The 22,928-nt window shown below is 34.2% G+C and carries 23 protein-coding genes; 7 read left to right on the top strand and 16 right to left on the bottom strand.

The features are described from left to right. Window positions 1-628 precede the first annotated feature (628 nt). The 12 genes from Y10_RS14140 to Y10_RS14085 form a co-directional block, all read right to left on the bottom strand. A complete protein-coding gene (locus Y10_RS14140; RefSeq protein ID WP_281766059.1) occupies window positions 629-1,057 on the bottom strand; it encodes a hypothetical protein in 429 nt (142 codons plus the stop codon). Window positions 1,058-1,180: 123 nt separating this feature from the next. Beyond that, window positions 1,181-2,233: an NAD(P)-dependent alcohol dehydrogenase gene (locus tag Y10_RS14135; RefSeq protein WP_281766058.1), complete on the bottom strand. Its 1,053-nt coding sequence runs from the start codon at window positions 2,231-2,233 to the stop codon at window positions 1,181-1,183. An 18-nt stretch (window positions 2,234-2,251) separates the two neighbouring features. Continuing rightward, complete coding sequence (locus tag Y10_RS14130; RefSeq protein WP_281766057.1) at window positions 2,252-3,280, bottom strand: LLM class flavin-dependent oxidoreductase; 1,029 nt, start codon at window positions 3,278-3,280, stop codon at window positions 2,252-2,254. 55 nt (window positions 3,281-3,335) lie between these two features. Continuing rightward, window positions 3,336-4,421, bottom strand: coding sequence for an L-dopachrome tautomerase-related protein (locus Y10_RS14125; RefSeq protein ID WP_281766056.1), 1,086 nt, complete (start codon window positions 4,419-4,421; stop codon window positions 3,336-3,338). Window positions 4,422-4,432: 11 nt separating this feature from the next. Further along, window positions 4,433-5,083, bottom strand: a complete 651-nt coding sequence (locus tag Y10_RS14120; protein ID WP_281766055.1) for a nitroreductase — start codon at window positions 5,081-5,083, stop codon at window positions 4,433-4,435. An 11-nt stretch (window positions 5,084-5,094) separates the two neighbouring features. Beyond that, entirely contained in the window at window positions 5,095-6,183 is a 1,089-nt protein-coding gene (locus Y10_RS14115) for an RnfABCDGE type electron transport complex subunit D (protein ID WP_281766054.1), read from the bottom strand. Beyond that, window positions 6,180-7,442 (bottom strand): electron transport complex subunit RsxC, encoded by a 1,263-nt coding sequence (gene rsxC / locus Y10_RS14110; RefSeq protein ID WP_281766053.1) that lies wholly within the window; start codon window positions 7,440-7,442, stop codon window positions 6,180-6,182. Before rsxC ends, Y10_RS14115 begins: the two co-directional genes overlap by 4 nt. 7 nt (window positions 7,443-7,449) lie before the next feature. Continuing rightward, entirely contained in the window at window positions 7,450-8,376 is a 927-nt protein-coding gene (locus Y10_RS14105; protein WP_281766052.1) for an FAD:protein FMN transferase, read from the bottom strand. Beyond that, window positions 8,357-8,671: a hypothetical protein gene (locus Y10_RS14100; protein ID WP_281766051.1), complete on the bottom strand. Its 315-nt coding sequence runs from the start codon at window positions 8,669-8,671 to the stop codon at window positions 8,357-8,359. The genes Y10_RS14105 and Y10_RS14100 overlap by 20 nt, the downstream gene beginning before the upstream one ends. Window positions 8,672-8,792: 121 nt before the next feature. Beyond that, window positions 8,793-9,911: an aldo/keto reductase gene (locus Y10_RS14095; RefSeq protein WP_281766050.1), complete on the bottom strand. Its 1,119-nt coding sequence runs from the start codon at window positions 9,909-9,911 to the stop codon at window positions 8,793-8,795. 25 nt (window positions 9,912-9,936) lie between these two features. Then, the gene (locus tag Y10_RS14090) at window positions 9,937-10,884 is read right to left on the bottom strand and encodes an aldo/keto reductase (RefSeq protein WP_281766049.1); all 948 of its coding nucleotides are present in this window, start codon (window positions 10,882-10,884) and stop codon (window positions 9,937-9,939) included. A 20-nt stretch (window positions 10,885-10,904) separates the two neighbouring features. Then, window positions 10,905-11,888 carry an aldo/keto reductase gene (locus Y10_RS14085; protein ID WP_281766048.1) on the bottom strand — a complete coding sequence of 328 codons (984 nt, stop codon included), beginning with the start codon at window positions 11,886-11,888 and terminating at the stop codon, window positions 10,905-10,907. A 231-nt stretch (window positions 11,889-12,119) separates the two neighbouring features. Here Y10_RS14085 and Y10_RS14080 point away from each other — a divergent pair, with 231 nt between their 5' ends. After that, on the top strand, window positions 12,120-12,971 hold the full coding sequence (locus Y10_RS14080) for an AraC family transcriptional regulator (protein ID WP_281766047.1): 852 nt from the start codon (window positions 12,120-12,122) through the stop codon (window positions 12,969-12,971). On the opposite strand, the gene hisS is transcribed toward Y10_RS14080, so the two are convergent. Genes hisS through Y10_RS14065 form a run of 3 tightly spaced genes read right to left on the bottom strand, consistent with a single transcriptional unit; the run spans window position 12,961 to window position 15,677 of the window. After that, complete coding sequence (gene hisS, locus Y10_RS14075; protein ID WP_281766046.1) at window positions 12,961-14,334, bottom strand: histidine--tRNA ligase; 1,374 nt, start codon at window positions 14,332-14,334, stop codon at window positions 12,961-12,963. The two genes, Y10_RS14080 and hisS, sit on opposite strands and share 11 nt — an antisense overlap. A 57-nt stretch (window positions 14,335-14,391) precedes the next feature. Beyond that, window positions 14,392-14,883, bottom strand: a complete 492-nt coding sequence (locus tag Y10_RS14070; protein WP_281766045.1) for a hypothetical protein — start codon at window positions 14,881-14,883, stop codon at window positions 14,392-14,394. A gap of 35 nt (window positions 14,884-14,918) precedes the next feature. After that, complete coding sequence (locus tag Y10_RS14065; RefSeq protein WP_281766044.1) at window positions 14,919-15,677, bottom strand: DUF3108 domain-containing protein; 759 nt, start codon at window positions 15,675-15,677, stop codon at window positions 14,919-14,921. Between the two features lie 103 nt (window positions 15,678-15,780). On the opposite strand from Y10_RS14065, the gene Y10_RS14060 reads away from it, so the two are divergent. The 6 genes from Y10_RS14060 to Y10_RS14035 all read left to right on the top strand — a co-directional run bounded on the left by Y10_RS14060 (window position 15,781) and on the right by Y10_RS14035 (window position 21,420). Continuing rightward, window positions 15,781-16,335, top strand: coding sequence for a hypothetical protein (locus Y10_RS14060; RefSeq protein ID WP_281766043.1), 555 nt, complete (start codon window positions 15,781-15,783; stop codon window positions 16,333-16,335). Window positions 16,336-16,358: 23 nt separating this feature from the next. After that, a complete protein-coding gene (gene rluF / locus Y10_RS14055) occupies window positions 16,359-17,084 on the top strand; it encodes a 23S rRNA pseudouridine(2604) synthase RluF (RefSeq protein ID WP_281766042.1) in 726 nt (241 codons plus the stop codon). A gap of 249 nt (window positions 17,085-17,333) precedes the next feature. Then, window positions 17,334-17,642, top strand: a complete 309-nt coding sequence (locus tag Y10_RS14050) for a helix-turn-helix domain-containing protein (RefSeq protein ID WP_281766041.1) — start codon at window positions 17,334-17,336, stop codon at window positions 17,640-17,642. Beyond that, on the top strand, window positions 17,632-18,858 hold the full coding sequence (gene dcm / locus Y10_RS14045) for a DNA (cytosine-5-)-methyltransferase (RefSeq protein WP_281766040.1): 1,227 nt from the start codon (window positions 17,632-17,634) through the stop codon (window positions 18,856-18,858). Before Y10_RS14050 ends, dcm begins: the two co-directional genes overlap by 11 nt. Then, window positions 18,858-20,027, top strand: a complete 1,170-nt coding sequence (locus tag Y10_RS14040; protein ID WP_281766039.1) for a hypothetical protein — start codon at window positions 18,858-18,860, stop codon at window positions 20,025-20,027. Before dcm ends, Y10_RS14040 begins: the two co-directional genes overlap by 1 nt. Then, the gene (locus Y10_RS14035) at window positions 20,020-21,420 is read left to right on the top strand and encodes a Sau3AI family type II restriction endonuclease (protein ID WP_281766038.1); all 1,401 of its coding nucleotides are present in this window, start codon (window positions 20,020-20,022) and stop codon (window positions 21,418-21,420) included. The genes Y10_RS14040 and Y10_RS14035 overlap by 8 nt, the downstream gene beginning before the upstream one ends. A 381-nt stretch (window positions 21,421-21,801) precedes the next feature. On the opposite strand, the gene leuB is transcribed toward Y10_RS14035, so the two are convergent. Next, the gene (gene leuB / locus Y10_RS14030) at window positions 21,802-22,923 is read right to left on the bottom strand and encodes a 3-isopropylmalate dehydrogenase (protein ID WP_281766037.1); all 1,122 of its coding nucleotides are present in this window, start codon (window positions 22,921-22,923) and stop codon (window positions 21,802-21,804) included. Between the last annotated feature and the right edge of the window lie 5 nt (window positions 22,924-22,928).

Genomic DNA, 22,928 nt, shown 5'->3' with positions numbered 1-22,928 from the left:
AAGTAGAATTGAATTAGCTTTTTTACTGAATTCAGTAATTAAAAAGATTTATTTATGTACTTAACAGGTACGCCACTAGCTAGAAGCTAGCGGTAGCCTTTGAGGTTAAAAAATGAGCGCTCCTGCTAGCGTCACGCTAGTAGCGGTGTGAGTAAGTGGTATATTTAGTTAGTTTTTTAGTTTGAACATCTGGTACGCCACTAGCAAGATGCTAGCGGCAGCCTTTGAGGTTAAAAAATGAGCGCTCCTGCTAGCGTCACGCTAGTAGCGGTGTGAGTAAGTAGTATATTTAGTTAGTTTTTTAGTTTGAACATCTGGTACGCCCCTAGCAAGATGCTAGCGGCAGCCTTTGAGGTTAAAAAATGAGCGTTCCTGCTAGCGTCACGCTAGTAGCGGTGTGAGTAAGTGGTATATTTAGTTAGTTTTTTAGTTTGAACATTTGGTACGCCCCTAGCAAGATGCTAGCGGCAGCCTTTGAGGTTAAAAAATGAGTGCTCCTGCTAGCGTCACGCTAGTAGCGGTGTGAGTAAGTGGTATATTTAGTTAGTTTTTTTAGTTTGAACATCTGGTACGCTACTAGCTAGAAGCTAGCGGTAGCTATAGGCCTTGCCTTAAAATGAGTTTACTTTTAGCGCTTTGTATATTTAAAGGCAACTTCCGGATTTTTCTTTTCCCAGAAGTCTATCATTTTATCACGTAAATCACTAGACTCAAAAAATGTAAAAAATACTCTGCGCTCATAACCATGTTCTTCTATAAGGATGTTGTCATCATTAATACCAACTACTTTTGTATATTCAATGGTGTGTTTTTTATCTAACAATATGTGGTCTTCATTAAACCATATAGTTTTACTTTTTATAATATGGCTGATAATTTTAAAATATAGTACAATTATCACAATGCTCAATACAATAGCAAGCACTAATATTGCTGCGATGTAAGCATATATAGCAAAACCAATAAATCCGCAAAAAATGATTGAAAGTGTTATTTGAAATAGTAATCCTGTTGAATTTGGAATACTGTAGTAGTGTTGATTATTGTAGTGTATCATTTTTTAGGGCTTATATTTCATTTTAAACTTAAAGTCTAAATATAAAAAATACCTCACAATGAACTATAAAAAAAAGCCATCTTAAAAAAGACGGCTTTTCCTGCTATTAACAAAAATAGAAGCTTACGCTTCTTTTAACGATTTCATATCAATTACAAAGCGGTATTTTACATCTGCTTTCACCACTCTGTCCCATGCATCATTTATATTTTGCATGTCTATCATTTCTACATCCGATACTACATTATGCTCGCCACAAAAATCTAGCATCTCTTGTGTTTCTTTAATACCACCAATCATAGACCCTGCTATATTTTTACGTTTAGAAACTATTAAACCAGCATGCATTGAGTCTAATGGTTCTATAGCACCTACTAATGCCATTGTGGTATCACGTTTCATTAAGGTAATATATGGGTTTAAATCGTGACGTACTGGTATGGTATTTAATAAAAAGTCAAATGAATTAGCATGTTTTTGCATGTCTTCTTCACTGGTAGAAATTAAAACCTCGTCTGCTCCTAAGGCTGCAGCGTCATCGGCTTTGCCCGGAGATCTGGTAATCATTACCACATGACATCCCATAGCATGCGCAAATTTAATTCCCATGTGGCCTAAACCACCCAAACCAATAACACCTACTTTATCTCCTTTTTTTACATTCCAGTGGCGTAGTGGAGACCAAGTTGTAATCCCAGCACATAATAGTGGGGCTACTTTTTCAGTATCTAAGTTTTCGGGTACACTTAATACAAATTTTTCATCTACTACAACGCCTTCAGAGTATCCTCCAAAAGTATGTCCGCCAATGTGTTTATCTTCACTACCGTAAGTAAAGGTAGCACCGTTCTCACAATACTGTTCTAAACCTTCTTTACAAGAGTCACATGTTTGGCAAGAGTCTACCATACAACCAACCCCTACAAGGTCACCTTCTTTAAATTTAGTAACGCTTTCTCCGGTTGCGGTTACTCTACCAATAATCTCATGACCAGGAACTACCGGATATTTTGCCGGCCCCCATTCACTACGAGCAGTGTGTATATCACTATGGCATACACCACAGTAAAGAATATCAATTTTAACATCAGTGGCTAACACATCTCTGCGGTCAATACTTAGTTGATCTAAGTCTGCCGTAGCACTTTGTGCACCATACGCTTTAATTGTTTCCATGTTGTTTTTTTTAGAGTTTTATAGTAATGCTTTTTTAACTTGTGGTACTACTTTAGTACCGTATAATTCAATGGCTTTCATTAAGTCTTTATGACTTGGTCCGCCAACATCTATATGTGCAACCCATCTGGTTAAGCCAAACATTTCTATGGTATTTATAATTTTATCGGCTACCATATTAGGTTCTCCCATATATAAGGCTCCTTCCGGACTCATGCCTCCAAGAAATTGCATTTGAGAATACGGTGGCCAACCACGCTGTTTCCCAATTCTATTCATTTGAGCGGCATAGTACGGAAAATATTTTTCAGTTAAATCGTCTTTATTTTCAGTAAAAAAACTATGAGAGTGTACACCAATTTGCATTTTCTCTACATCGTGCCCGTGCTTTACATATTGTTCTTTATAAAATTCTATAAGCGGTTTAAATTGTTTTGGCATACCACCAATAATAGCAAAAATTATAGGTAAGCCTAAACGTGCTGCACGGTATACAGATTCTGGAGTACCCCCAACGGCAATCCATACATTTAAAGGTTGCTCTGGTCTTGGGTAAATGGTTTGACTATTTAAGCTGGGTCTAAACTTTCCTTTCCAATTAACCACCTCATTATCTCTTAACTGAAGTAATAAGTTTAGTTTTTCTTCAAAAAGCTCATTATAATCATTAAGGTTCTGACCAAAAATAGGGAATGATTCTGTGAAACTACCACGTCCGGCAATAAGTTCGGCTCTTCCGTTAGAAAGTAAATCTACTGTAGTGTAATCTTGGTATGCTTTTACTGGGTCGGCAGAGCTTAAAACCGTTACCCCACTGGCTAATTTTATATGCTTTGTAACAGAAGCTAAAGAGGCCAGTACAATTTCAGGAGTAGAAACCGCGTAATCGGGTCTGTGATGTTCTCCTAATACAAAGCTATCTATTTGTAGCTCATCTGCTAATTTTACTTGTTCAATCATTTGGTTCAATCGTTCTTGTGCCGATTGAAATTTACCTTCAGTTTCATTGTAGGTAAGGTCTCCAAACATTCCAATTCCTAATTCCATGGGTTAAGCGAATTTTGTTTTAAGTTACAAGAATTTCTTTTTGTTTAATATTAATTTAGGGTAATTTAACTTTATATACCTTGTACGGATATTCTGTGCGGTCTTTTCCGTTATTCCATTGCGGTAATCGTTGTAACTGCGAGCAAGAAAAATATAAATATCCATCTGTGCCAATGCCCAATGAGTCTGGCCATAGTAAGTTTTGGTCTTTAATAAGTGTATGCAATTTCCCATCTGGACTCATATATGTAATGGTGTATGATGTTGAGGTAGTTAGGTAAATATTACCTTTTTTATCTGCCACCAATCCATGAGTAATACCAACGGCTCCCATATCTTCTACCTTAGAAGCTAACTGGGTTTTTGTTAAAGTAGCATCGGCTAAATACTTCGTTTCAACTCTAAAAAGATTTTCCTTGTTGATAGGTTTAAAATAGAAGTATTTCATGTCATGGGTAAGCGCTATTCCATTTACGTTAGAGCTAAAGGGTTTACCATCTGCGTTTACCATAGGAGTTCCTTTGTAAGTAATGGTTATTTCGTCTGCCAAGGTAAAAGAAGATTCTTTTAACACCACACGACTTTTACCAGTTGTAAGGTCTAGTACTACAATGGCAGCTTGCCCGGGGTCTGATAAGTATGCAAGTTTATGATTGGTATCTACACGTACATCGTTTAATGCCGTAACCGATTTATCTAGGTCTTCAAAAAAATAGCTTCGTACTACCTTATTGGTTTTTGTGTCTATTTCTACCAACTTGAACAAACCATCTGCTTGTTTTCCATCTTCTCCAAAAATAGAGCTTTTAGAGGCAGGTTTGGTATCTAAAGCCCAAAGATGATTGTGGTTATCCACATACAAGTCTTGCACCCTCACAAAATGGTTTTTATAGTCTCCTTTGGTATTGTAACTTTTGTTGGGGTACGCGGTAGGTTGTCCGTTCTTGAGTTCAGTAAGTGTATATTTACCAGCTCCATCATAATTTGGGAACGCTACAAAAATTCGGTTGTCAGTAGTAACACTTACCCCAATAGGCATACTTTTGCCAAAGGTAGCTACGGTTTCTAGTTTAGGTTTCTTTTGGGCTTGTGCAGTAGTTAGTGTACACAAGCAAGTTAATAACATTAAAATCTTCTTCATAGTATCAATTTTTATTCAATTATTTTCACGCGTTCTGCGTAACGTTTAGGAGCTGTTGGTTGTTCAGCAGGGTATCCTAAAGCTACGTTAATAGCTACCTCATATCCTTCTGGGATGTTTAATAGCTCTAAAATATCTTTATTTTCTGGTAAGGTTAGTACAGGTACTAACGATCCTATAGGGCAAGTACCTAAATCCATGGCATGCGCACTTAATAGAATGTTTTGTAAAATTATACCACAATCTAACATACTGTAGCTGTTGCTACTATCTCTGGCAATAACAATGAGGGTAGGAGAGTTATGAAAAATGCTAAAACTAGGTTCTCTCCAACGGCTTGCGCTTCCTTGAAATTCTTTACCCTCAGCATATTTTAAAAATCGGTTATTAATTTCTGTTAATACTTCTTTATTCTGAATTACACGTACTTCCCAAGGTTGTTTATTTAAAGCACTTGGCGCAAAAATGGCACTTTTCATAATAGTGTCTAATAACTCTTTGCTTACTTGTTGATCTGTATATTTTCTAATAGATCTTCTGGTTAGTATATTATTTAGTATGGCTTCTTTTTGTGTTCCGTTATAGGTTACCTTTTCAACAGGTTTTTCTGAGCAAGCAGAAATAATAATAGCAGAAATAAGTAATATGAATAATTTTTTCATGGTATGATGGTTTATATCGGGTTCGTTATATTTTTTATAAATGAGAAATTAAATTTTAAAACTATGTAGGCTATATAGATGTATATAAGGTATGACACCATATCATAATAGTGTAAAGAAAGTATGGCTAGCGTACAACCTAAAATGGATAGGGTTAGATAAAAAATGTGTTCTACCCTTTTCTTATAATCTAGCTTTTCTCCCCAAACTTTGGGTCTAAAAACTTCGCTAATTTTATAGGAGAATCCGTTTAGTAACAGAATAGCGTACGACATATACTCATAGCTTACTTTTCCTATAATAAAGATGAAAGCCACCAAGCCTATCATACTTCCGTAATATAGTTTACCATAATTGTTGGTAGGGCTACTAGGCATATCGGTAGCCATAAATAGTGTGCCCAATAGTACACCTGCAATGGAATAGGAATAGTTTTGTCCGTTTTCAATAAACCAAAAACTACCAAAAAAGACCGCTAAAAGCGCCAAAGGAATATGCCAACTAATACGCTTTCTTAATAATAAGTAAAATCCGCCTAGAGCTATCAACGCAATGGAATATTCTCCCATAGCACCATTGGTTTTATAAACCAAGCCAGATAGATAGGAGGATAGATATTCATTACTTAATCCAGGGAATAGATTAGTAGCAGGAGTTTGTATATAATCTTTTGTAGCCCAAATACCAGCAGAGGTCATTACAACCGGGAAAAATACTGCCATAAATTCTCTTCCTATCAATGCCGGATTAAATCTGTTTTTACCGAGTCCGCCCCAAGTAATTTTACCAAATAATATGGCGGCTACAGCACCAAAAGCTACCATGTACCATGGGGTAATAGGCGATAAGGTAAAACAAAGTAACAAAGCGGTTACTATGGCAGAACCATCTAATGCCGACCTATACTGTTTAAGTAATAAAGCTGAAAAGATAACATCGGTAGCAAGAGCACAACCGCTGGCAATTAATAATAGCCACATAGCCTGCATACCATACGCAAAGTAACCTGCTATAACTAGGGGGAGTAAGGCTATAATAACATCTAACATAACAAAAGATGTGTTTCCTTTTTTAGGTTTTATGTACGGATTTAAACTCATAGGCTAGTGGCTTTTAAAAGTTCTTTACCCTTGAAAATACTGTTCATTAAGGGAACATCACTAGGGCATATATAGGCACAAGCACCGCATTCTATGCAATCATTTACATGGAAGTTCTTCAATTGTAGGATATCTTCTGTAGTGCTGTACCGGGCAAATTCCATGGGCATTAAGTGTTGCGGACAAACATCTACACAATAGCCACATTGTATGCAATTGTATCTTTTATTAGTAGGGTTAGGGATAATTAATATTCCACCTGAACCTTTATTAATTCCAATCTCAGGTTGTTGCACTGCTTTCCCCATCATAGGGCCACCTAGAATAACTGTTTGAGAAGTTGCATTCCAAGTAAGTCCAATGGTTTCTAAAATATAAGAAACAGGTGTGCCAATAGCTACTTCATAATTACCAATATTCTCCGCTTTTTCACCAGATATGGTAACTATTCTGTTCGTATAAGGTGTGCCTTTATAAAAAGCATTGTAAATAGCCCAAAGCGTACCCACATTGCTCACTACAATACCATAATTAGCAGGAATACTCCCTTTAGGTATTTCTTTTCCGGTAACCGATTTTATCAATTGTAATTCGCCACCTTGCGGATATTCGTTAGGTAATAGTTTTATTTTTACAGGTATGTCTTGGTTTTTAGCCGTTTGCAGTATGAGTGGTTTTAATTCTTTATGTTGTTTTTCTATGCCAAAAACAATAGCAGAAGCTTTGATAACTTTTTGCATGAGTTGTATCGCTTCGAGTAATTGTTTGGTATAGTTTTTTAATAAGGTATAGTCTGCTGATAAATAAGGCTCACATTCGGCGGCATTAATGATAAACGTATCAATAGGTTTGCTACCTGTATTGTATTTTGTGTGGGTTGGAAATTTAGCACCACCACTACCTTCTATACCAAAATCTAGTAACGTGCTTAAAATTTCATCTTCAGTTATGTTGTTAATAGTAAATTGCTTAGCAGGTATAGCAACTTCTTTAAAATCATTTTCTAGCATTAAATAGGATTGGTTATCAATATTAACCTCCCCTCTAATGTACCCAGAAGCAGGAGCATGAATACTAGAAGCAAAGACACCCTCTGATGCTGCCACTTTTTGATGTTTTTTTACATAAGAATCTTTTTCAACAATCGTGGATAATGTGCCCTTATAAGTAGTAAGGGGTAAATACAGCATATTGGGGGCAGCCAATTTTTGTATGGGTATTTTTTTAGTAGTGCTTTTTAGTGAGGGAATGTGAATCATATATTAATTACGAAGCATTATTAAAATTAAAATCATGGAATTTTTCATTACCATCTATTAGATAGGCTTTAAACAGGTAATGTTCAGCTAATTTTTTAGCGGTTGCTATGAACTCTTCTGGTGGTACACTAAAAAGTGCAGTTGATAATACATCTCCTATAAATGCATTTTCAGAAATAAGGCCAAGTTGTAAGTTGTCAGACGGATAGCCCGTTTTTGCATTTAAAATGTGTCCGTACTTTTTACCGTTTATGTTGATGTAGTTTTCATTTCTTGCAGATAATGAAAAACAACCATTACTTAACGTAATGGTTGCTTTTTGCTTATTGGTGTCGAAGGGGTGGGGTAAATTTATTTTCCAATTAGGGTGTGTATCATCTGTTAATGCTGCTATAGTACTGCCACCGGCATTTATAATAGCATCGGTTATTCCATGTTCTTTCAGTAGTTGTATTACACAATCTACAGCATAAGCCTTTATAAAAGAGCCTGTAATAATTTCTTGAAAGTTAGCAATTTTAACTTTATTTTCTTCTATTTCTATGTAATTATAATTAACACTATTTAGTGTGTTTTTAATTTGTTCTTTGGTAGGTATTTCTGTAGTAGTATTTTTATAGAACCTCCATAGTTTTATAAGCGGCATGGTTGTAATATCATAAACCCCGTTTGTGAGTTCAGCTACTTTTTTAAGTTCTTTTAATAGGTATATAGTAGTAGCGTCTACTTCAGTAAATGAACCTGCATTGGTGTTTATTTGATTGAAAAAAGATCCTTGTTGGTACGAATTATAGGTTTTGTCTATGTTCTCTAATAGATTGAATGCTTGGTTTAAAATAGCTTCACCATAGTGCATAGGTATTTTAACCTTGATATGGCAATAAAACAAAAAATGAGTTTGTGTTATGTAGCTTTTATTGACTGTCAGAGGCATTTTCATCATCATTTGTTTCAACGGTTGTTTTGCCTTTGTTCAATGTTTTGAAATTGAAATTCCCTAAGTTGATTACTTTAAAATAGTAATTAGGGTTTTTCCACTTACCAGTAGCAGCATCATATTCTAAACGTTGTGTTTCAAAACGTTTTGCTATACCATCATTCACGTGCTTTTTTTCGTCTTCAAGTTTTTCTTTTTTTCTAGATTCTTGAAGTTCATCCCAGAAATTTCTATTTCCAAAAACAAGCAAGCCTAATCCTATAATGTATAGTAGAATATATTTTAATTTCATTAAATAGTATTTAGTGCTAAGGTAACTCCTACATTTGTATATACAAATGTTAAAAAGTTAATACTAAGTTAAAGCCCATGTTAATTAACACGGGCTCTTTATAAATAAGTTTAATCTATAACTAAACAGGTGCATTTTGTTCAATTAATTTTGCGTCTTTTAATTCAGCCCACAAATCAGCTGGAACTTTTACATCAAAAGATTTTGCATTTGCAATAGCTTGTTCAGGTAAGCTAGCTCCAGGTATAACAGAGCTTACAGTTGGGTGTGCAGCACAGAATTGTAATGCTACCGTACGTAAATCTACATTGTATTGTTTTACAATATCATTTATTTTATCGCGCTTTTTTACCATTTCTTTTGGCATATCTCCACCATAATTAAAACGCTCTCTGTTGGCTAAGAAACCTGCATTAATAGGCCCACCAATAACCGCTTTTACGTTTTTCTTATCCATAGCCGGAAAGGTTTCGTTTAAGGCTTGTTTATGGTAAACTAAAGAGTACTGAATAGCTACTAGCATAATGTCTGGGTCTGCTACCTCTAAGCATTTTAATATTGGGTCTGGTTCATTTACACCCATTCCCCATGCTTTTATAATACCTTCTTCACGCATTTTAGTAAGTTCTGGGAAAGCCCCTTTTTGAGCAATTTCAAACTGTTTTTCCCATCCGCCAAGGTCTTTATCATTACCTGGAGAAAGGTCATGTACAAATACCACATCTATAGAAGATAGCCCTATACGGTGTAAACTATCTTCCACTGAACGTCTTACCCCATCAGCAGTATAATCATAGCGGTGTTTAAAATTTAAACGTCCTTTCCACAGTAAATCTGGGTTAGGGGTAAAGCTATCATTAGGTTCTAAAATTCTACCTACTTTGGTAGATAAAATATAATCTTCTCTTTTTTTATCAAATAGGTAATGACCTAATCGTCTTTCGCTTAACCCTAAACCGTACCAAGGAGAGGTATCAAAATAGCGTACACCACTGTTCCAAGCAGCGTCTAAGGTTTCCTCTATTTGTTGGTTGCTGTTTTCATGCCATCCGTTTCCAAATCCTACTCCTCCTATACCGTGTTTAGAGGTGAAGTTCAGTTTTTCTTTACTCATACTTTGATTTTCAGTATTTGTTACTAATGAATTATTGTTTGCCCAATTGGCAAATGGAGTAGCAGCAATGGCAGCAGATGCCATTGCTGTTTTTGTAATAAAATCTCTTCTAGAATTTTTTTTCATGTAAGGGGGAATATAGTTGTTGCTTTTATTTGCTTGCCGTATCTAACAAATCAATATCCGATTGATCTAATGCTAATTCAGGGGCATCAAAAAGGGTTTGTAATTGCTTGGTGCTTGTTGCACTAGCAATAGGAGCTCCTAAATTTGGTTTTGCTAGTAACCACGCTAAAGAAACCGTAGCTGGGGTAGTATTATGTTTTTCAGAAACTTTATCTAAAGCATTTAATACAGCAATACCTTTTTCATCTAAATATTTTTTAACGCTTTCTCCACGCACACTTTTTGAAAAATCTTCTTCAGAACGGTATTTACCCGTTAAAAATCCAGATGCTAGTGCCCAATATGGGAACACCGTTAAGCCGTATTTTTCTGCTAGTGGGGCATACTTGGTTTCATAGTCTGTACGCTCTACTAAATTGTAATGTGGTTGTAACGCTTGGTATTTAGGTAACCCATTTTTTTCGGCTACTTCCATAGACTCTATCAATCTTTCAGGAGATACGTTAGAAGCTGCAATGTATCTTACCTTGCCGGCTTTTATAATTTCATCATATGCTTCTAAGGTTTCCTCAACAGGCGTTTTTTCATCGTCAAAGTGAGTGTAGTACAAATCAATATAATCTGTTTGTAGGCGTTGTAAAGATTTGTCTACTGTTTCTAAAATATGTTTTTTACTGGTATCTACAGGGTGTGTACCAGAGGCTCCACCAACTTTGGTAGCCATAATTATGTTATCTCGGTTACCTCTTTCTTTCATCCATTTTCCTAAAATGGTTTCAGATTGTCCGCCAGAACCACCATCTACCCAGTGCGAATAGATATCGGCGGTATCTATAAAATTAAATCCCTTATCTGTAAAGGCATCTAGTATTTCAAAAGATTTTTTTTCGTCTAATGTCCAACCAAATACATTACCTCCTAAGTTTATAGGAGCAACTTCTAAATCGGTATTTCCTATGATGATCTTTTTCATATTATTGTTTTAATTTTTGTTTATAATTCTTTCACCAAGCCATCTATAAAATCAAATTCTTCTTGATTTAATTCAACGTTGGCAGCACGTGCATTTTGTACCGATTGTTGCGCGTTTCTTGCGCCTGCCAATGCTACAGTAATACCAGGTTTTTCAATAGTCCAACGTAAAACAAGTTGTGCTAAAGTGGCATCTTTTTCAATAGCAATAGGTTTAATTTCGTCTAAAAAGTCATTTGTTTTTACAATGTAGTCTTCTGTAAAATGTTTATGATGTGCTCTGTGGTCGCCCTCTTGAAATTTGTATCCCGGAGTTATTTTTCCTGTTAATAATCCTCTTTCTAGTGGACTATAGGCTAACACGGAAGTTTCACTTTGAATGCAATAGGGGAGTACTTCTTTATCAATATCTTTAGATACCATGCTATATGGAATTTGATTAGAAGCAATAGATACCACAGCATCTGCAGCTTTTAGTTGCTCTACATTGTAATTACAAACACCAGCATGTCTAATTTTACCTTGCTGAATTAATTTTTCAACGGCTTCAAACGTTTCCTCTATTGGCGTGGTTACATCTGGCCAATGAATTTGATAAAGGTCTATATAATCGGTGCCTAATCTTTTTAAGCTGTCTTCACATTCTTTTATAACACTTTCTTTGCCTGCATATTTGTAGATATCAATAGGGTCACCATTATTATTTTTACTTTTAAAAGCAAAATCTCCTTTGGTTTCGTCCCAGCGCATTCCAAATTTTGTTAAAATTTGTACTTTATCTCTTGGGATATCTTTAATGGCTTCACCAACAATTGCTTCGCTAGTACCTTGTCCGTATATGGGGGCTGTATCTATAGAAGTTACCCCCTCTATATAGGCGGCTTTGATGGCTTCAATAGCATCTGATTTTTCTGTTTTACCCCACATCCATCCACCGGCAGCCCAAGCTCCGAAAGTAATAGCAGATAATTCTAAATCAGTTTCATTTAATTTTCTGTAAATCATAGCATTTTTATCTTTTATTATTCAATGTTGTGTATGGTAAGTTTGTTTAAAGGATGAGCGTTTCATCTCATATCATCGGCTACTTTTTTTTACGGCGAGCCATGTTGTAATAGCAAGGTAGTTTTGCTGTTTTTAAATGAGATTTTCTCATAGTGTAATTTTAGTCTAAATAACAACAAGATTACGTTAATAGGGTTGTAAAAATCTGTGAATTTATTGTAAATTTAAATTATGGAAAGATATAAGCAGTTTGATAGATTAATTGTAGATGATTTTACTACAAGTGTTTGGGAGCATCCCTTGCACAATCATAATCATTATGAGTTAATTTTTATAGTAAGAGGAAAAGGGTTACATCATTTAAACAAGCACTTGGTACCTTATCAATCTGGTTATTTATATTTATTAGGGCCTGAAGATGTGCACGAATTTATGATAGAGGAAGAAACAAGATTTATTTATTTTAAGTTTACCAATCTTTATTTGGATACATTTGTTTCAGGTGAACCCTCTGAATGGAATAAAGATATTGATTGTTTATTAAACTTACCACAGATAAAACGCGGAGATTTATTGCACAATGAAGCTGATAAAAAATTGGCTGAACAATTATTTATTTTAATAGCTGAAGAATATAAAAAGAATGAGGTGCTAAGTAAGCGTATTATATTTCAAATGTTTAAAGCTATTTTGTTAGTGTTAAAGCGCAATAAAAATAGTTGCGGTAGTAAACAGCAACGCAATTCGCAACCAGAAATAACTGAAGCTTTGCTAGAGTATATAGAGTTAAATATCTACGAGCCAAAAAGTTTAACCTTAAAAATGATTGCAGAACATTTTAATTATTCCCCTAATTATATAGGCTCTTTTTTTAAAGAGAAGGTTGGTACCTCTTTAAAAAGTTATGTACAGCAATACAGGTTTAATTTATTAGAGCAACGCCTAAAGCATAGTGCTATAAGTAATAAACAATTGGCTATAGAGTTTGGCTTTACAGATGAAAGCCATCTCTATAAATTTGTAAAAAGTTATTCCGGTAAATCCTTTGCCGAATTAAAAAATTCTTCGGTAGTTATGATTTAAAAATAGACAATATTTGTTCAAAACCATAGGTGGTTTGCTCACCTGTTTTCATATTTTTAAATGTAAAACAATTCTCTTTTAGTTCTTGAGATCCAATGGTAATTACATATGGTACATTACGTTTATTGGCATACTTAAATTGCTTTGCAGGTTTAGCCGAGTCAGGGTACATATCTGCTTTATAACCAGCTTTACGTAATTGTTGCATTAATTTAAAAGAGGCTAGTGCTTCTTGCTCACCAAAGTTGATAAATAACACCTCTAAGCTATTATTTACCGTGTCTGGGAATAATCCTAATTCTTCTAAAACTAAAAAGATACGGTCTAACCCAAAGGAGATACCTACACCACTGATGTCCTTAAGTCCAAAAATTCCGGTAAGGTCGTCGTAGCGGCCACCCCCACCAATAGAACCAAGTTTAACCTCTTTTGGTGCAGCAACTTCAAAAATAGCTCCTGTATAGTAGTTTAATCCTCTAGCTAGGGTAACATCTATATCTAAAGTAGCGGTTTGTAAACCTAGTGTTTCAATACTATCTGCAATAAAAGTAAGTTCTTCTACACCTTTTAATCCGGTTACAGAAGCAGCAAGCATACTTTCTAATTGTGCTAACTTTTCTTTATTACTTCCTGTAAAGTTAAATAGGGGTTGTACCTTGGTAATGGCTTCTTCAGAAATACCTTTTTCTAGCATTTCTTTTTTAACGCCATCTTCCCCAATTTTATCTAGTTTATCTAAAGCAACTGTAAAATCAATCAACTTGTCTTGCGCTCCAATTACCTCTGCAATACCCGATAGTATTTTACGGTTATTCATTTTAATGGTAACTCCGTTTACTGCTAAATCAGTAAACACGGCATCGTACAATTGTACAAATTCAACTTCTTGCCAAAGCGATTTAGACCCTACAACATCGGCATCACACTGAAAAAATTCACGGTAACGACCCTTTTGTGGTCGGTCTGCTCTCCATACAGGTTGAATTTGAAAACGCTTGAAAGGAAAATCAATATCGTTCTGATTCATTACAACGTACCTTGCAAAAGGTACGGTAAGGTCATAACGCAATGCCTTTTCTGAAATTTGACTAGCCACTTTGGTAGAATCTTTAGCCGCTAAGTCTGCTTCGTTGGTTTTTTTCAGGTAATCACCTGAATTTAGAATTTTAAAAATTAAACGGTCACCTTCATCTCCGTATTTACCCATTAGGGTATCAGAGTTTTCAAAAGAAGGAGTTTCTATAGGTTGAAAACCAAACCCTTGGAAATGCTTTTTGATAGTATCAAAAATATAATTTCTCTTTGCTATTTCAATTGGAGAAAAATCTCTAGTTCCTTTTGGTATACCTGGTTTATTTGCCATTGTTCTGTTTCATTTTTAAAGACAGCAAATATAAGCAGATATCATACAGAAACGAAATTATTTAAAGGTGGGTTGCTCAAATTGAATTTCTTCTTCCTTAGCAGAATTAGAAGGAACTGGTTTTTCTAGTTCTTTAGTTTGCTTTAGTACTTTTTGTACGGTGTCTATAATTTTATTACGAACGCTATCTACTTCTTCAGGACTAAGAAATTCATTATTTATAATACCCTCTTGTTCCAACAGTTCTAATTCTAAATTGGCATCCAATTTTATTTTTTCACGCTCTTGTTCCGTGGTTGTATCTATTTGAGTTTCGTCTTTAAAAATTATTGGTTTAGCAATAAAAATACCCGTAAGTACCACGTTTAACACAATTAATACTTTCGGTAGGTTCTTTTTAAATTTTGTTTTAGAAAGAAATAATAAAATGATGGCCAATATAAGTGCCAAGGCAGCAAATATAACAGGTAAGCTGCCCAAAGGTAAAAATAGGTTTGCAATACAAAATAGGGTTAGTAAAACGGAGCTTATACTAAAAATTCTTCTCATAATTGTTTTAGATGTAATAGTTTGCGAGTTAGTCATTAAATGCCACTCGCACTTTTTAATTTTATTTGACCTGTACCTACGGGTATGTTAAATTTAATAAGTACGGGAATCTTTTTTTCATCTGCTGTTACATAAATTAAGTTGGCATTGGTACCTTTTAATTTATTGGTATTGGCATATACCGCTAATTTATAACACTCTTTTTTGCCTAGGGCATCTGTGGTTATGGTTTCTTTGCCTAAATAGTTAAACACCACTTCATACTCCTTTTGGTCAAAAATAATGGTGAGGGTTACTTTATTACCAGGTTTGGCTTTGCTAATATCAATATTTCTTAGCTGATACAAGGTAGCAATAGCATCACTGGTGTTTAAAGTAATAGCAACCTCTTTCTTTTGCTCTGGGGTATTTTTGCGTTTAAAAGTGGCTTGTACTTTTTTATTTTTATAATCAAAAATATACTTTTCACTTTTAGTATAGCCGCCTTCATTAATGTTTCGGTAATACAAAATAGGCTTTAATGTACTTGTATTTACATACGATTGGTATTGATCGCGTATTTTAAAATAAGTATCCCATTTGGTGTATGTAGTAGCGGTACAATTTAAGTGAAAAAGGTTTTTTTCGGGTACTTTTTCTACTGCCATCACAACCTCTGCAAAAGAGGTCATTAATCCGCTCATGTTATAAGATGCTGTGTACACTAATTTTTCACCACTCTTTATAGTAGTATTTTGAGCTTGCAGGCAACTAATTCCTATTAGTATTGCCCATACGAAAAATGCCGGTTTCATTTACATAAGTAGTAACACTATAGCGTGTTTTACCGCTCAAATATAGAATATTGTATAATAGGTTGCTGATAATTTTATTATACTTTAGCAAAAATTATTGATTATGAAGGTAACCATTCTTACTCCTATGGAAATAGAGAAGGAGAAAACCTTAACGGCACTAGCACGTTTTACAGATTTAAAGCATGAATACCATGTAATGGTATGCGGTATTGGTAGGGAAAGTATTGCCAAAACAATGATGACTTTACCCGAGTCTGATGTTACCGTATTACTAGGGTTTGCGGCTGTAATTGGTAAAAGTGCTATTTTACCTGAAAGCCTACAACTAGGAAAACCAGTTGAGGTAACCGCAGGATCTTTATACGGGTACGAAGGGCAACTTTTTGAAAATGGAAGTATTAAGGTAGAACCCTCTAAAACAAAATTGCCTTGTTTGTTTTCGTTAACGTCTGATAAGTTTGTAAAAACAACAGATTTAACCATAGGTACTTTGGTAAATATGGAAGATTATACGTTTATGCATTTAAAAAAGAAAGATGATTTTATAGTGCGTATTATATCTGACTTTTTACCGCATGATAAGCCTATTGACTTTTTTAAAGAAGTAGAGGCTATTGATTTTAAAGAGGCTATTGAAGCCATAGAGAATAGATAGAGAAGAATTAAAATAGGAAGACTGTGTCTGAACCAAAAAGAATAAATAAGTATTTAAGTGAAATAGGATATTGTTCTCGTAGAGCTGCCGATAAACTAATTGAGCAGGGAAGGGTAACAATTAATGGAAGCGTACCAGAAATGGGAACTAAAGTACTCCCTAAAGATACCATTTGTGTAGATGGTAAGGAAGTACAAAAGGGAAATAAAGAGTTTGTTTATTTGGCCTTTAACAAGCCTGTTGGTATTGTATGTACTACCGATACCCGAGTAGAGAAAAACAATATTATAGATTATATTAATTACCCGGAACGTATTTTTCCTATTGGAAGGTTAGATAAGCCTAGTGAAGGACTTATATTTTTAACCAACGATGGCGATATTGTAAATAAGATATTAAGAGCCCGCAATAACCACGAGAAAGAATACTTGGTAACCGTTGATAAACCTATTACCGATGATTTTATAAAACGTATGGGAGGGGGTATTCCTATTTTGGGTAGAGTTACCCGTAAATGTAAAGTGGAGAAGGTGAGTAAGTATCAGTTTAGAATTGTGCTAACCCAAGGACTTAACCGACAAATTAGAAGAATGTGCGAATACCTTAATTATGAGGTAACACAGTTAAAGCGTATTCGTATTATGAATATTCAATTAGATGTACCGGTTGGGCAGTATAGAAACTTAACTAAAAAAGAATTGGCAGAATTAAATAAATTAACGTCTAATTCTTCTAAGACGTTTGAATAATGCCGAGCTTGAATTTCAAGACCATCAATTCAAGTGAAAATTTGATAAGATTGTGGTGTTAAGAATAGGTGTTGAAGTTAGTAATGCGTCAATTCGAGTGATTTTGTGTAGTGAAACGGAACAAAATTGTATCGAGAACCGAATTTTCAACTTTTAATTACTACCCGAAAAAATAATTTGAACTAATCATTGATAGACCAAAATGTTTTTTTATATTTGGACAATGTTTGTCTAAAACAATTTTGTCTAATGAAAACACTAGGAGAAACTTTAAAGGATGCTAGGGAGATAAAAGGACTTATTCTTAGGAAGGTAGCTGCTGAAGTAGATATAGACCAGTCCTTAATTAGTAAGTTTGAGAAGAATGAGAGAAAGCCTACGTTGGAGCAAATCGTAAGACTAGCTAAGTTTTATGAGCTTTCTGAAAGTGAGCTAGTCATCGATTGGTATTCAGAAAAGATAGCAGATGAACTAAAATATACTGAATCAACTTCTGAGATTTTAAAAGTAGCTGAAGAAAAAATTAAATATTATAAAAGCCAAGAAAATGGAAAATAAGAAGGTAAAGGTAGTAGAGTTGTTTGCAGGTGTTGGTGGTTTCCGTCTTGGACTTGAAAAAAGTAATTACGAAGTTGTTTGGAGTAACCAATGGGAACCTTCAACTAAGATACAACACGCTTCAATGGTTTATGAGGCTCGTTTTGGAAAGGTAAATCATTCTAATCAAGATATAGCAACTGTACCTACTCAGGAAATACCAGACCATGATCTATTATGTGGAGGATTTCCTTGTCAAGATTATTCAGTAGCAACAACTTTACATAATTCAAAAGGGCTTACAGGAAAAAAAGGTGTTTTATGGTGGTCTATCCATAGAATTTTAGATGAGAAAAAGAATAAACCAAAATATCTTTTTTTAGAAAATGTTGATAGACTTTTAAAATCTCCAGCAAATCAGAGAGGCCGTGATTTCGCTGTAATGCTTCAAAGTCTAAATGAATTAGGGTATGCAGTTGAATGGCGTGTAATAAATGCAGCCGAATATGGTATGCCACAAAGAAGAAGACGTATTTTTATAATTGGTTATCATAAATCGACAGAAGCCTATAAGAATCTAAAAAAATCTAAGAAAATTGATTGGTTGCTTGAAGAAGGAACTATCGCAAAGGCTTTCCCGGTAGGCATTACAAATTCGCTACAAAAATTTGAATTAAAAGGAGATTTAGTTGAAATTACAGAAAATTTTAACAAAGCAGGGAAGTTATCACCTTTCCAGAATACTGGACTTTTAGTTAATGGTAAAGTTTTTACAACTAAAACAGAACCTAATTACTATGGTAAAAGAACTGTTTTAGGAGACATTCTACAAAATGGAGAAGTAACATCTGAATTTTTCATTAACGAAAATGATAAACCAAAATGGGAATACCTAAAAGGTGGTAAAAAAGAAAAAAGAAGAACTAAGGACGGATTTGAATACAATTATAGTGAAGGCGGAATGATCTACCCAGATGCTTTAGACAATGCTTCAAGAACTATTATAACCGGTGAAGGAGGAAAATCACCTTCAAGATTTAAGCACGTAGTAGTTTCTGATAGAGGTTTAAGAAGATTAACACCAATTGAATTAGAAAGATTAAATATGTTTCCAGATGACCATACTAAGTTGGAAGGAATTACAGACACAAAGCGAGCATTTTTTATGGGAAATGCTTTAGTAGTTGGTATAATTGAAAGAATTGGAGAAGAACTTTATAAACAGATGAATTTTTAATGGCAGGGTATTTATTTAGTTTAAATAGTATAGAATCACTAATCGAATTTATAAATTTAGGAGTTTACTCAACTTTAATATCACCCCCAAATAATAATATTTGGAGAATTCAACACGAAGGAACCTTTACCGATTATTGCTCTATGAAAGAAGGAGATAATGTCTACTTTTTTTTCGAGAGAAAAATTTATGGAATTGGTCAATTGATAAACATAAATGGTAGTTGTAAATTTCTAAACTATCCTAACGCCAATTCACCTAATAATCAAGATTATTTTGACATTCAAAATGATTTGCTCTTTGATAATGGAGAAAATAGTGTAAACAATAGATTTGTTTGCACATTTGAACCTTTTCCATTTTTTTTTCAAAATGGAATTGATATGGATGAAACATTATCTTCTGCTCCAGAAAAATTTAAAATTTTAAGAGCCTTTTGGAAATTAAGTTTTATTAAGTTTTCAGATACCGAAAATCAAGCATTCAAAGATATAATATTACGAAGGAATATTGATGCTATTAATAATCCTGATAATACCAATACATTTGAAAGTAACTATCTAATTAATCATGATTTAATTAGAGAAAAAACAAACAACAATATTGATTACCAATTAAACATAGCACCCTTCTTAAATACTATAAATAACCAAAACGGTAGTTTAAGACACGAAATGGCTATTGAGGCATCTCTTATCTACCAGATTACAAACAACTTTGAGAACACCGTTAATATATTCGGTTCTTGGGATTATATTTCTCATCAAGTGATTGCTTCACCATTTAAACCTGTTGACTATATGGATAAAATGGATGTCTTTGGTTATAAATATATAGAAAATCAAAATCCAACTATTTCAGATTATTTAGTAGTAGAAATTAAAAGAGACGAAATTAATTCTCAAGATATATTACAATTGATGAAATATGTTGATTGGATAAAAAATGAGTATGCATATGGTGATTATAGTATGATCAAAGCTTTTATGCTCGGTTTTAGCTATACAGATGAAGCTTTAGAAACTTATCTTGAAAATGTTGAACGTAAATTTATTAAAGGAGTAAGACCATCTGTTTCTACTGAATGGAATAACGTAAAACTAATTCAATACAGATTTAATCAGGAAAATAATTTATTAGATTTTGTAGATGTCACACCAAATGAATAACAAAGACAATTTTGATATAAATTCAGTAGACTCAATAATTGAATTTGCTAAAAACTTAAAAAATAAAACGTTAAGACAAGCTTGCGGGGAAGAAATTGAAAAACACGGTTACAAAGGGAAAGGCAATTTTGGTCAAATATTAGAGAAGTTCTATTTCGGTTACGAACCAAATTCTGATGCAGAACCTGATTTCAAGGAAGCAGGATTAGAGCTTAAATCAAGTCCTTTAAAAATTTTGAGAAATGGTGAATTTCGCTCCAAAGAAAGGCTTGTCTTAAATATTATTAACTATTTAGAAGTATTTAATGAGGATTTTGAAAATAGCTCGTTTTGGAAGAAAAATGCTCATTTACTTTTAGTGTTTTATCTGCACGATAAAGATTTAGACTTGCTTGATTACCTTATAAAATTAGTTGACGGTTGGCAATACCCAAACGAAGATTTGAAAATAATCAAACACGATTGGGAAACCATAAATCAAAAAATAAAAGACGGAAAAGCACACGAATTATCAGAAGGAGACACATTTTATCTTGGTGCTTGTACAAAAGGTTCAACAGCTTTAAAATCATACAGAGAACAACCTTTTAATAAAGAAAAAGCCAAACAAAGAGCTTACTCACTAAAGCAAGGATATGTAAATCATATAATTGCTAACATCGCCCAAGAAGAAACTGCCGTTTATGGAAAATTAATTGAAAAGCCTGAAATTCTTGATGAAGTGCAATCTATCGAAGATGTTGTCATTTCAAAATTTAAACTTTTTTATGGAAAATCAGCAAAACAAATTGAACAAGAATTAGGTTTGAAATTAAATCAAAAAGCTAAAAGTTATTTTGCTAGCTTGACGAATGCCATATTAGGTCTTGAACTTGGACAGAAAATAGAGGAATTTGAAAAGGCTGATATTAGGGTTAAAACTGTTCGTCTTAAAGAAAACGATTTGCCAAAAGAAGATATTTCATTTCCAACTTTTGAATATGAAGAATTAATTGAAACAGATTGGGAGGATTCATATTTCAAAAACATTTTAGAAAGCAAGTTTTTCTTTGTTTTCTATCAATTTGAAGGTGAGAGTTTAATTTTAAGAAAAGTGAAGTTTTGGAATATGTCGCAATCAGACATTACAGAAGCAAAATCTGTATGGGATAAAATGAAAACAACCGTTTCTAAGGGTAAAATTGTAAAAGAAGTAACTGATAAAGGTGTCCGAAAGACCTATTTCCCCAAGAAAACGGAAAATAGAATTAGTCACGTCAGACCACACGCAAGAAATGCAGGAGACACTTATGGCTTACCAATTGCAGACAAACTAACGGGATTAACAAAATTCACAAAGCATTGTTTTTGGTTAAATGCAAGTTACGTAAGAGATGAAATTTATGAGAAATAACCCAATTCAAGTTCAAGCACATTGCAATCCTTATTCCTGCGAGAGGATAGAGCTTTCACGCCAATGATGACGGAACGAAAAAAGAAAAATCTATTGTAATGGTTGAGAGTTTAAAGAATTAATGAACTTCTTAAAATAGATACTTTAATAATCAAAAAAGGACTATTATTTCATTTAGGCTGAAATGTAATATTTGAAAAAGGAAAATAATAAACACTCCACTTAGAACAATTAAAAACTCAGGAATTCAAACCTATAACCACCTTCTTAGAAGTTATGGTTAATCCATAAATTTCATAACCTCCACCACCCACTAAATTAATCACAAAAAAAACCGACTCTTTTCAGAATCGGTTTCTATGTGTTTATTTTTTTGGAAAACTAGATAATAGTAGATCTTCCAAAATCTATATTCTCTTGGTTGATGTTGGTGGTTTCTTCATCAATATTTACAATGGTATTTGCAATATATTCTCCTACACTTTTGGTACCATAGGTACTTTCTTTGTTCAGGTCTGAAGTTACTACTTGTTTTTCTAAAGCACGCTCTACGGCTTTGTTTACTACAAAGGCTTCTTCATGTAACCCTAAATGGCTAAGTAGCATTGCGGCACTTAAAATAGAAGCAATAGGGTTAGCTATGTCTTTACCTGTTGCTTGTGGGTACGAGCCGTGAATAGGCTCAAACATAGCGCTTTTTTCTCCTACAGAAGCCGAAGCTAATAAACCAATAGAACCGCCAATAACACTACCTTCATCAGAAATAATATCACCAAACATATTTTCGGTTAGAATCACATCAAACTGACTTGGGTTTAAAATCATCTGCATGGCTGCGTTATCTACAAATAAAAAGTCTAAAGCTACATCTTCATAACTTTTAGAAATGTTGGTAACCACACGTCTCCATAACCTAGACGACTCTAGTACATTGGCTTTGTCTACCAAGGTTACTTTTTTCTTTCTTGTTCTGGCAGCTTTAAACGCAAGGTGTGTAATACGCTCAATTTCTGCTTCGCTATATTCACAAAGGTCAGAGGCAACGGTACCATCTTCACTTAGTTTCTTTTCGCCAAAATAAATACCGCCGGTTAACTCACGGTAAATAACCATATCGGTACCTTCAATAATATCCTTTTTAAGAGGCGATTTATCTATTAAGGTAGGGTACGCCTTTACAGGTCTAATGTTGGTAAACAACCCTAACTCTTTTCTAAGTTTTAAAAGTCCTTGTTCAGGTCTTACCTTTGCATCGGGGTTGTTATCGTACTTAGGGTCTCCAATAGCACCAAATAATACCGCATCACTATTTCTACATATCTCCAGTGTTTTTTCGGGTAGCGGGTCTCCTGTTTCGTCAATAGCAATAGCACCAACTAGTGCTTCTTCAAACTCAAACGTATGCCCGTGTAAGTCGCCAATGGCTTGTAACGCTTTTACCGCCTGTTCTGTAACTTCTGGCCCTATACCGTCTCCGGCTAATAATGCAATTTTAAACTTCATACACC

The sequence above is a fragment of the Neptunitalea lumnitzerae genome (assembly GCF_027924185.1).
Taxonomy (GTDB): domain Bacteria; phylum Bacteroidota; class Bacteroidia; order Flavobacteriales; family Flavobacteriaceae; genus Neptunitalea; species Neptunitalea lumnitzerae.
This window is presented reverse-complemented; position numbering and strand designations above follow the sequence as displayed.

Excerpts from the sequence above, each read along its gene's own strand:
- Y10_RS14060 (WP_281766043.1), top strand. The coding sequence starts at position 15,781 with ATGAAGGTAACCATTCTTACTCCTATGGAAATAGAGAAGGAGAAAACC.
- Y10_RS14115 (WP_281766054.1), bottom strand. The coding sequence starts at position 6,183 with ATGAGTTTAAATCCGTACATAAAACCTAAAAAAGGAAACACATCTTTT.
- Y10_RS14120 (WP_281766055.1), bottom strand. The coding sequence starts at position 5,083 with ATGAAAAAATTATTCATATTACTTATTTCTGCTATTATTATTTCTGCT.
- Y10_RS14140 (WP_281766059.1), bottom strand. The coding sequence starts at position 1,057 with ATGATACACTACAATAATCAACACTACTACAGTATTCCAAATTCAACA.
- Y10_RS14090 (WP_281766049.1), bottom strand. The coding sequence starts at position 10,884 with ATGAAAAAGATCATCATAGGAAATACCGATTTAGAAGTTGCTCCTATA.
- Y10_RS14080 (WP_281766047.1), top strand. The coding sequence starts at position 12,120 with ATGGAAAGATATAAGCAGTTTGATAGATTAATTGTAGATGATTTTACT.
- leuB (WP_281766037.1), bottom strand. The coding sequence starts at position 22,923 with ATGAAGTTTAAAATTGCATTATTAGCCGGAGACGGTATAGGGCCAGAA.
- Y10_RS14040 (WP_281766039.1), top strand. The coding sequence starts at position 18,858 with ATGGCAGGGTATTTATTTAGTTTAAATAGTATAGAATCACTAATCGAA.
- Y10_RS14105 (WP_281766052.1), bottom strand. The coding sequence starts at position 8,376 with ATGCCTCTGACAGTCAATAAAAGCTACATAACACAAACTCATTTTTTG.
- Y10_RS14125 (WP_281766056.1), bottom strand. The coding sequence starts at position 4,421 with ATGAAGAAGATTTTAATGTTATTAACTTGCTTGTGTACACTAACTACT.
- rsxC (WP_281766053.1), bottom strand. The coding sequence starts at position 7,442 with ATGATTCACATTCCCTCACTAAAAAGCACTACTAAAAAAATACCCATA.
- hisS (WP_281766046.1), bottom strand. The coding sequence starts at position 14,334 with ATGGCAAATAAACCAGGTATACCAAAAGGAACTAGAGATTTTTCTCCA.
- Y10_RS14050 (WP_281766041.1), top strand. The coding sequence starts at position 17,334 with ATGAAAACACTAGGAGAAACTTTAAAGGATGCTAGGGAGATAAAAGGA.
- dcm (WP_281766040.1), top strand. The coding sequence starts at position 17,632 with ATGGAAAATAAGAAGGTAAAGGTAGTAGAGTTGTTTGCAGGTGTTGGT.
- Y10_RS14130 (WP_281766057.1), bottom strand. The coding sequence starts at position 3,280 with ATGGAATTAGGAATTGGAATGTTTGGAGACCTTACCTACAATGAAACT.
- Y10_RS14095 (WP_281766050.1), bottom strand. The coding sequence starts at position 9,911 with ATGAAAAAAAATTCTAGAAGAGATTTTATTACAAAAACAGCAATGGCA.
- Y10_RS14100 (WP_281766051.1), bottom strand. The coding sequence starts at position 8,671 with ATGAAATTAAAATATATTCTACTATACATTATAGGATTAGGCTTGCTT.
- Y10_RS14070 (WP_281766045.1), bottom strand. The coding sequence starts at position 14,883 with ATGAGAAGAATTTTTAGTATAAGCTCCGTTTTACTAACCCTATTTTGT.
- Y10_RS14035 (WP_281766038.1), top strand. The coding sequence starts at position 20,020 with ATGAATAACAAAGACAATTTTGATATAAATTCAGTAGACTCAATAATT.
- Y10_RS14135 (WP_281766058.1), bottom strand. The coding sequence starts at position 2,233 with ATGGAAACAATTAAAGCGTATGGTGCACAAAGTGCTACGGCAGACTTA.
- Y10_RS14085 (WP_281766048.1), bottom strand. The coding sequence starts at position 11,888 with ATGATTTACAGAAAATTAAATGAAACTGATTTAGAATTATCTGCTATT.
- Y10_RS14065 (WP_281766044.1), bottom strand. The coding sequence starts at position 15,677 with ATGAAACCGGCATTTTTCGTATGGGCAATACTAATAGGAATTAGTTGC.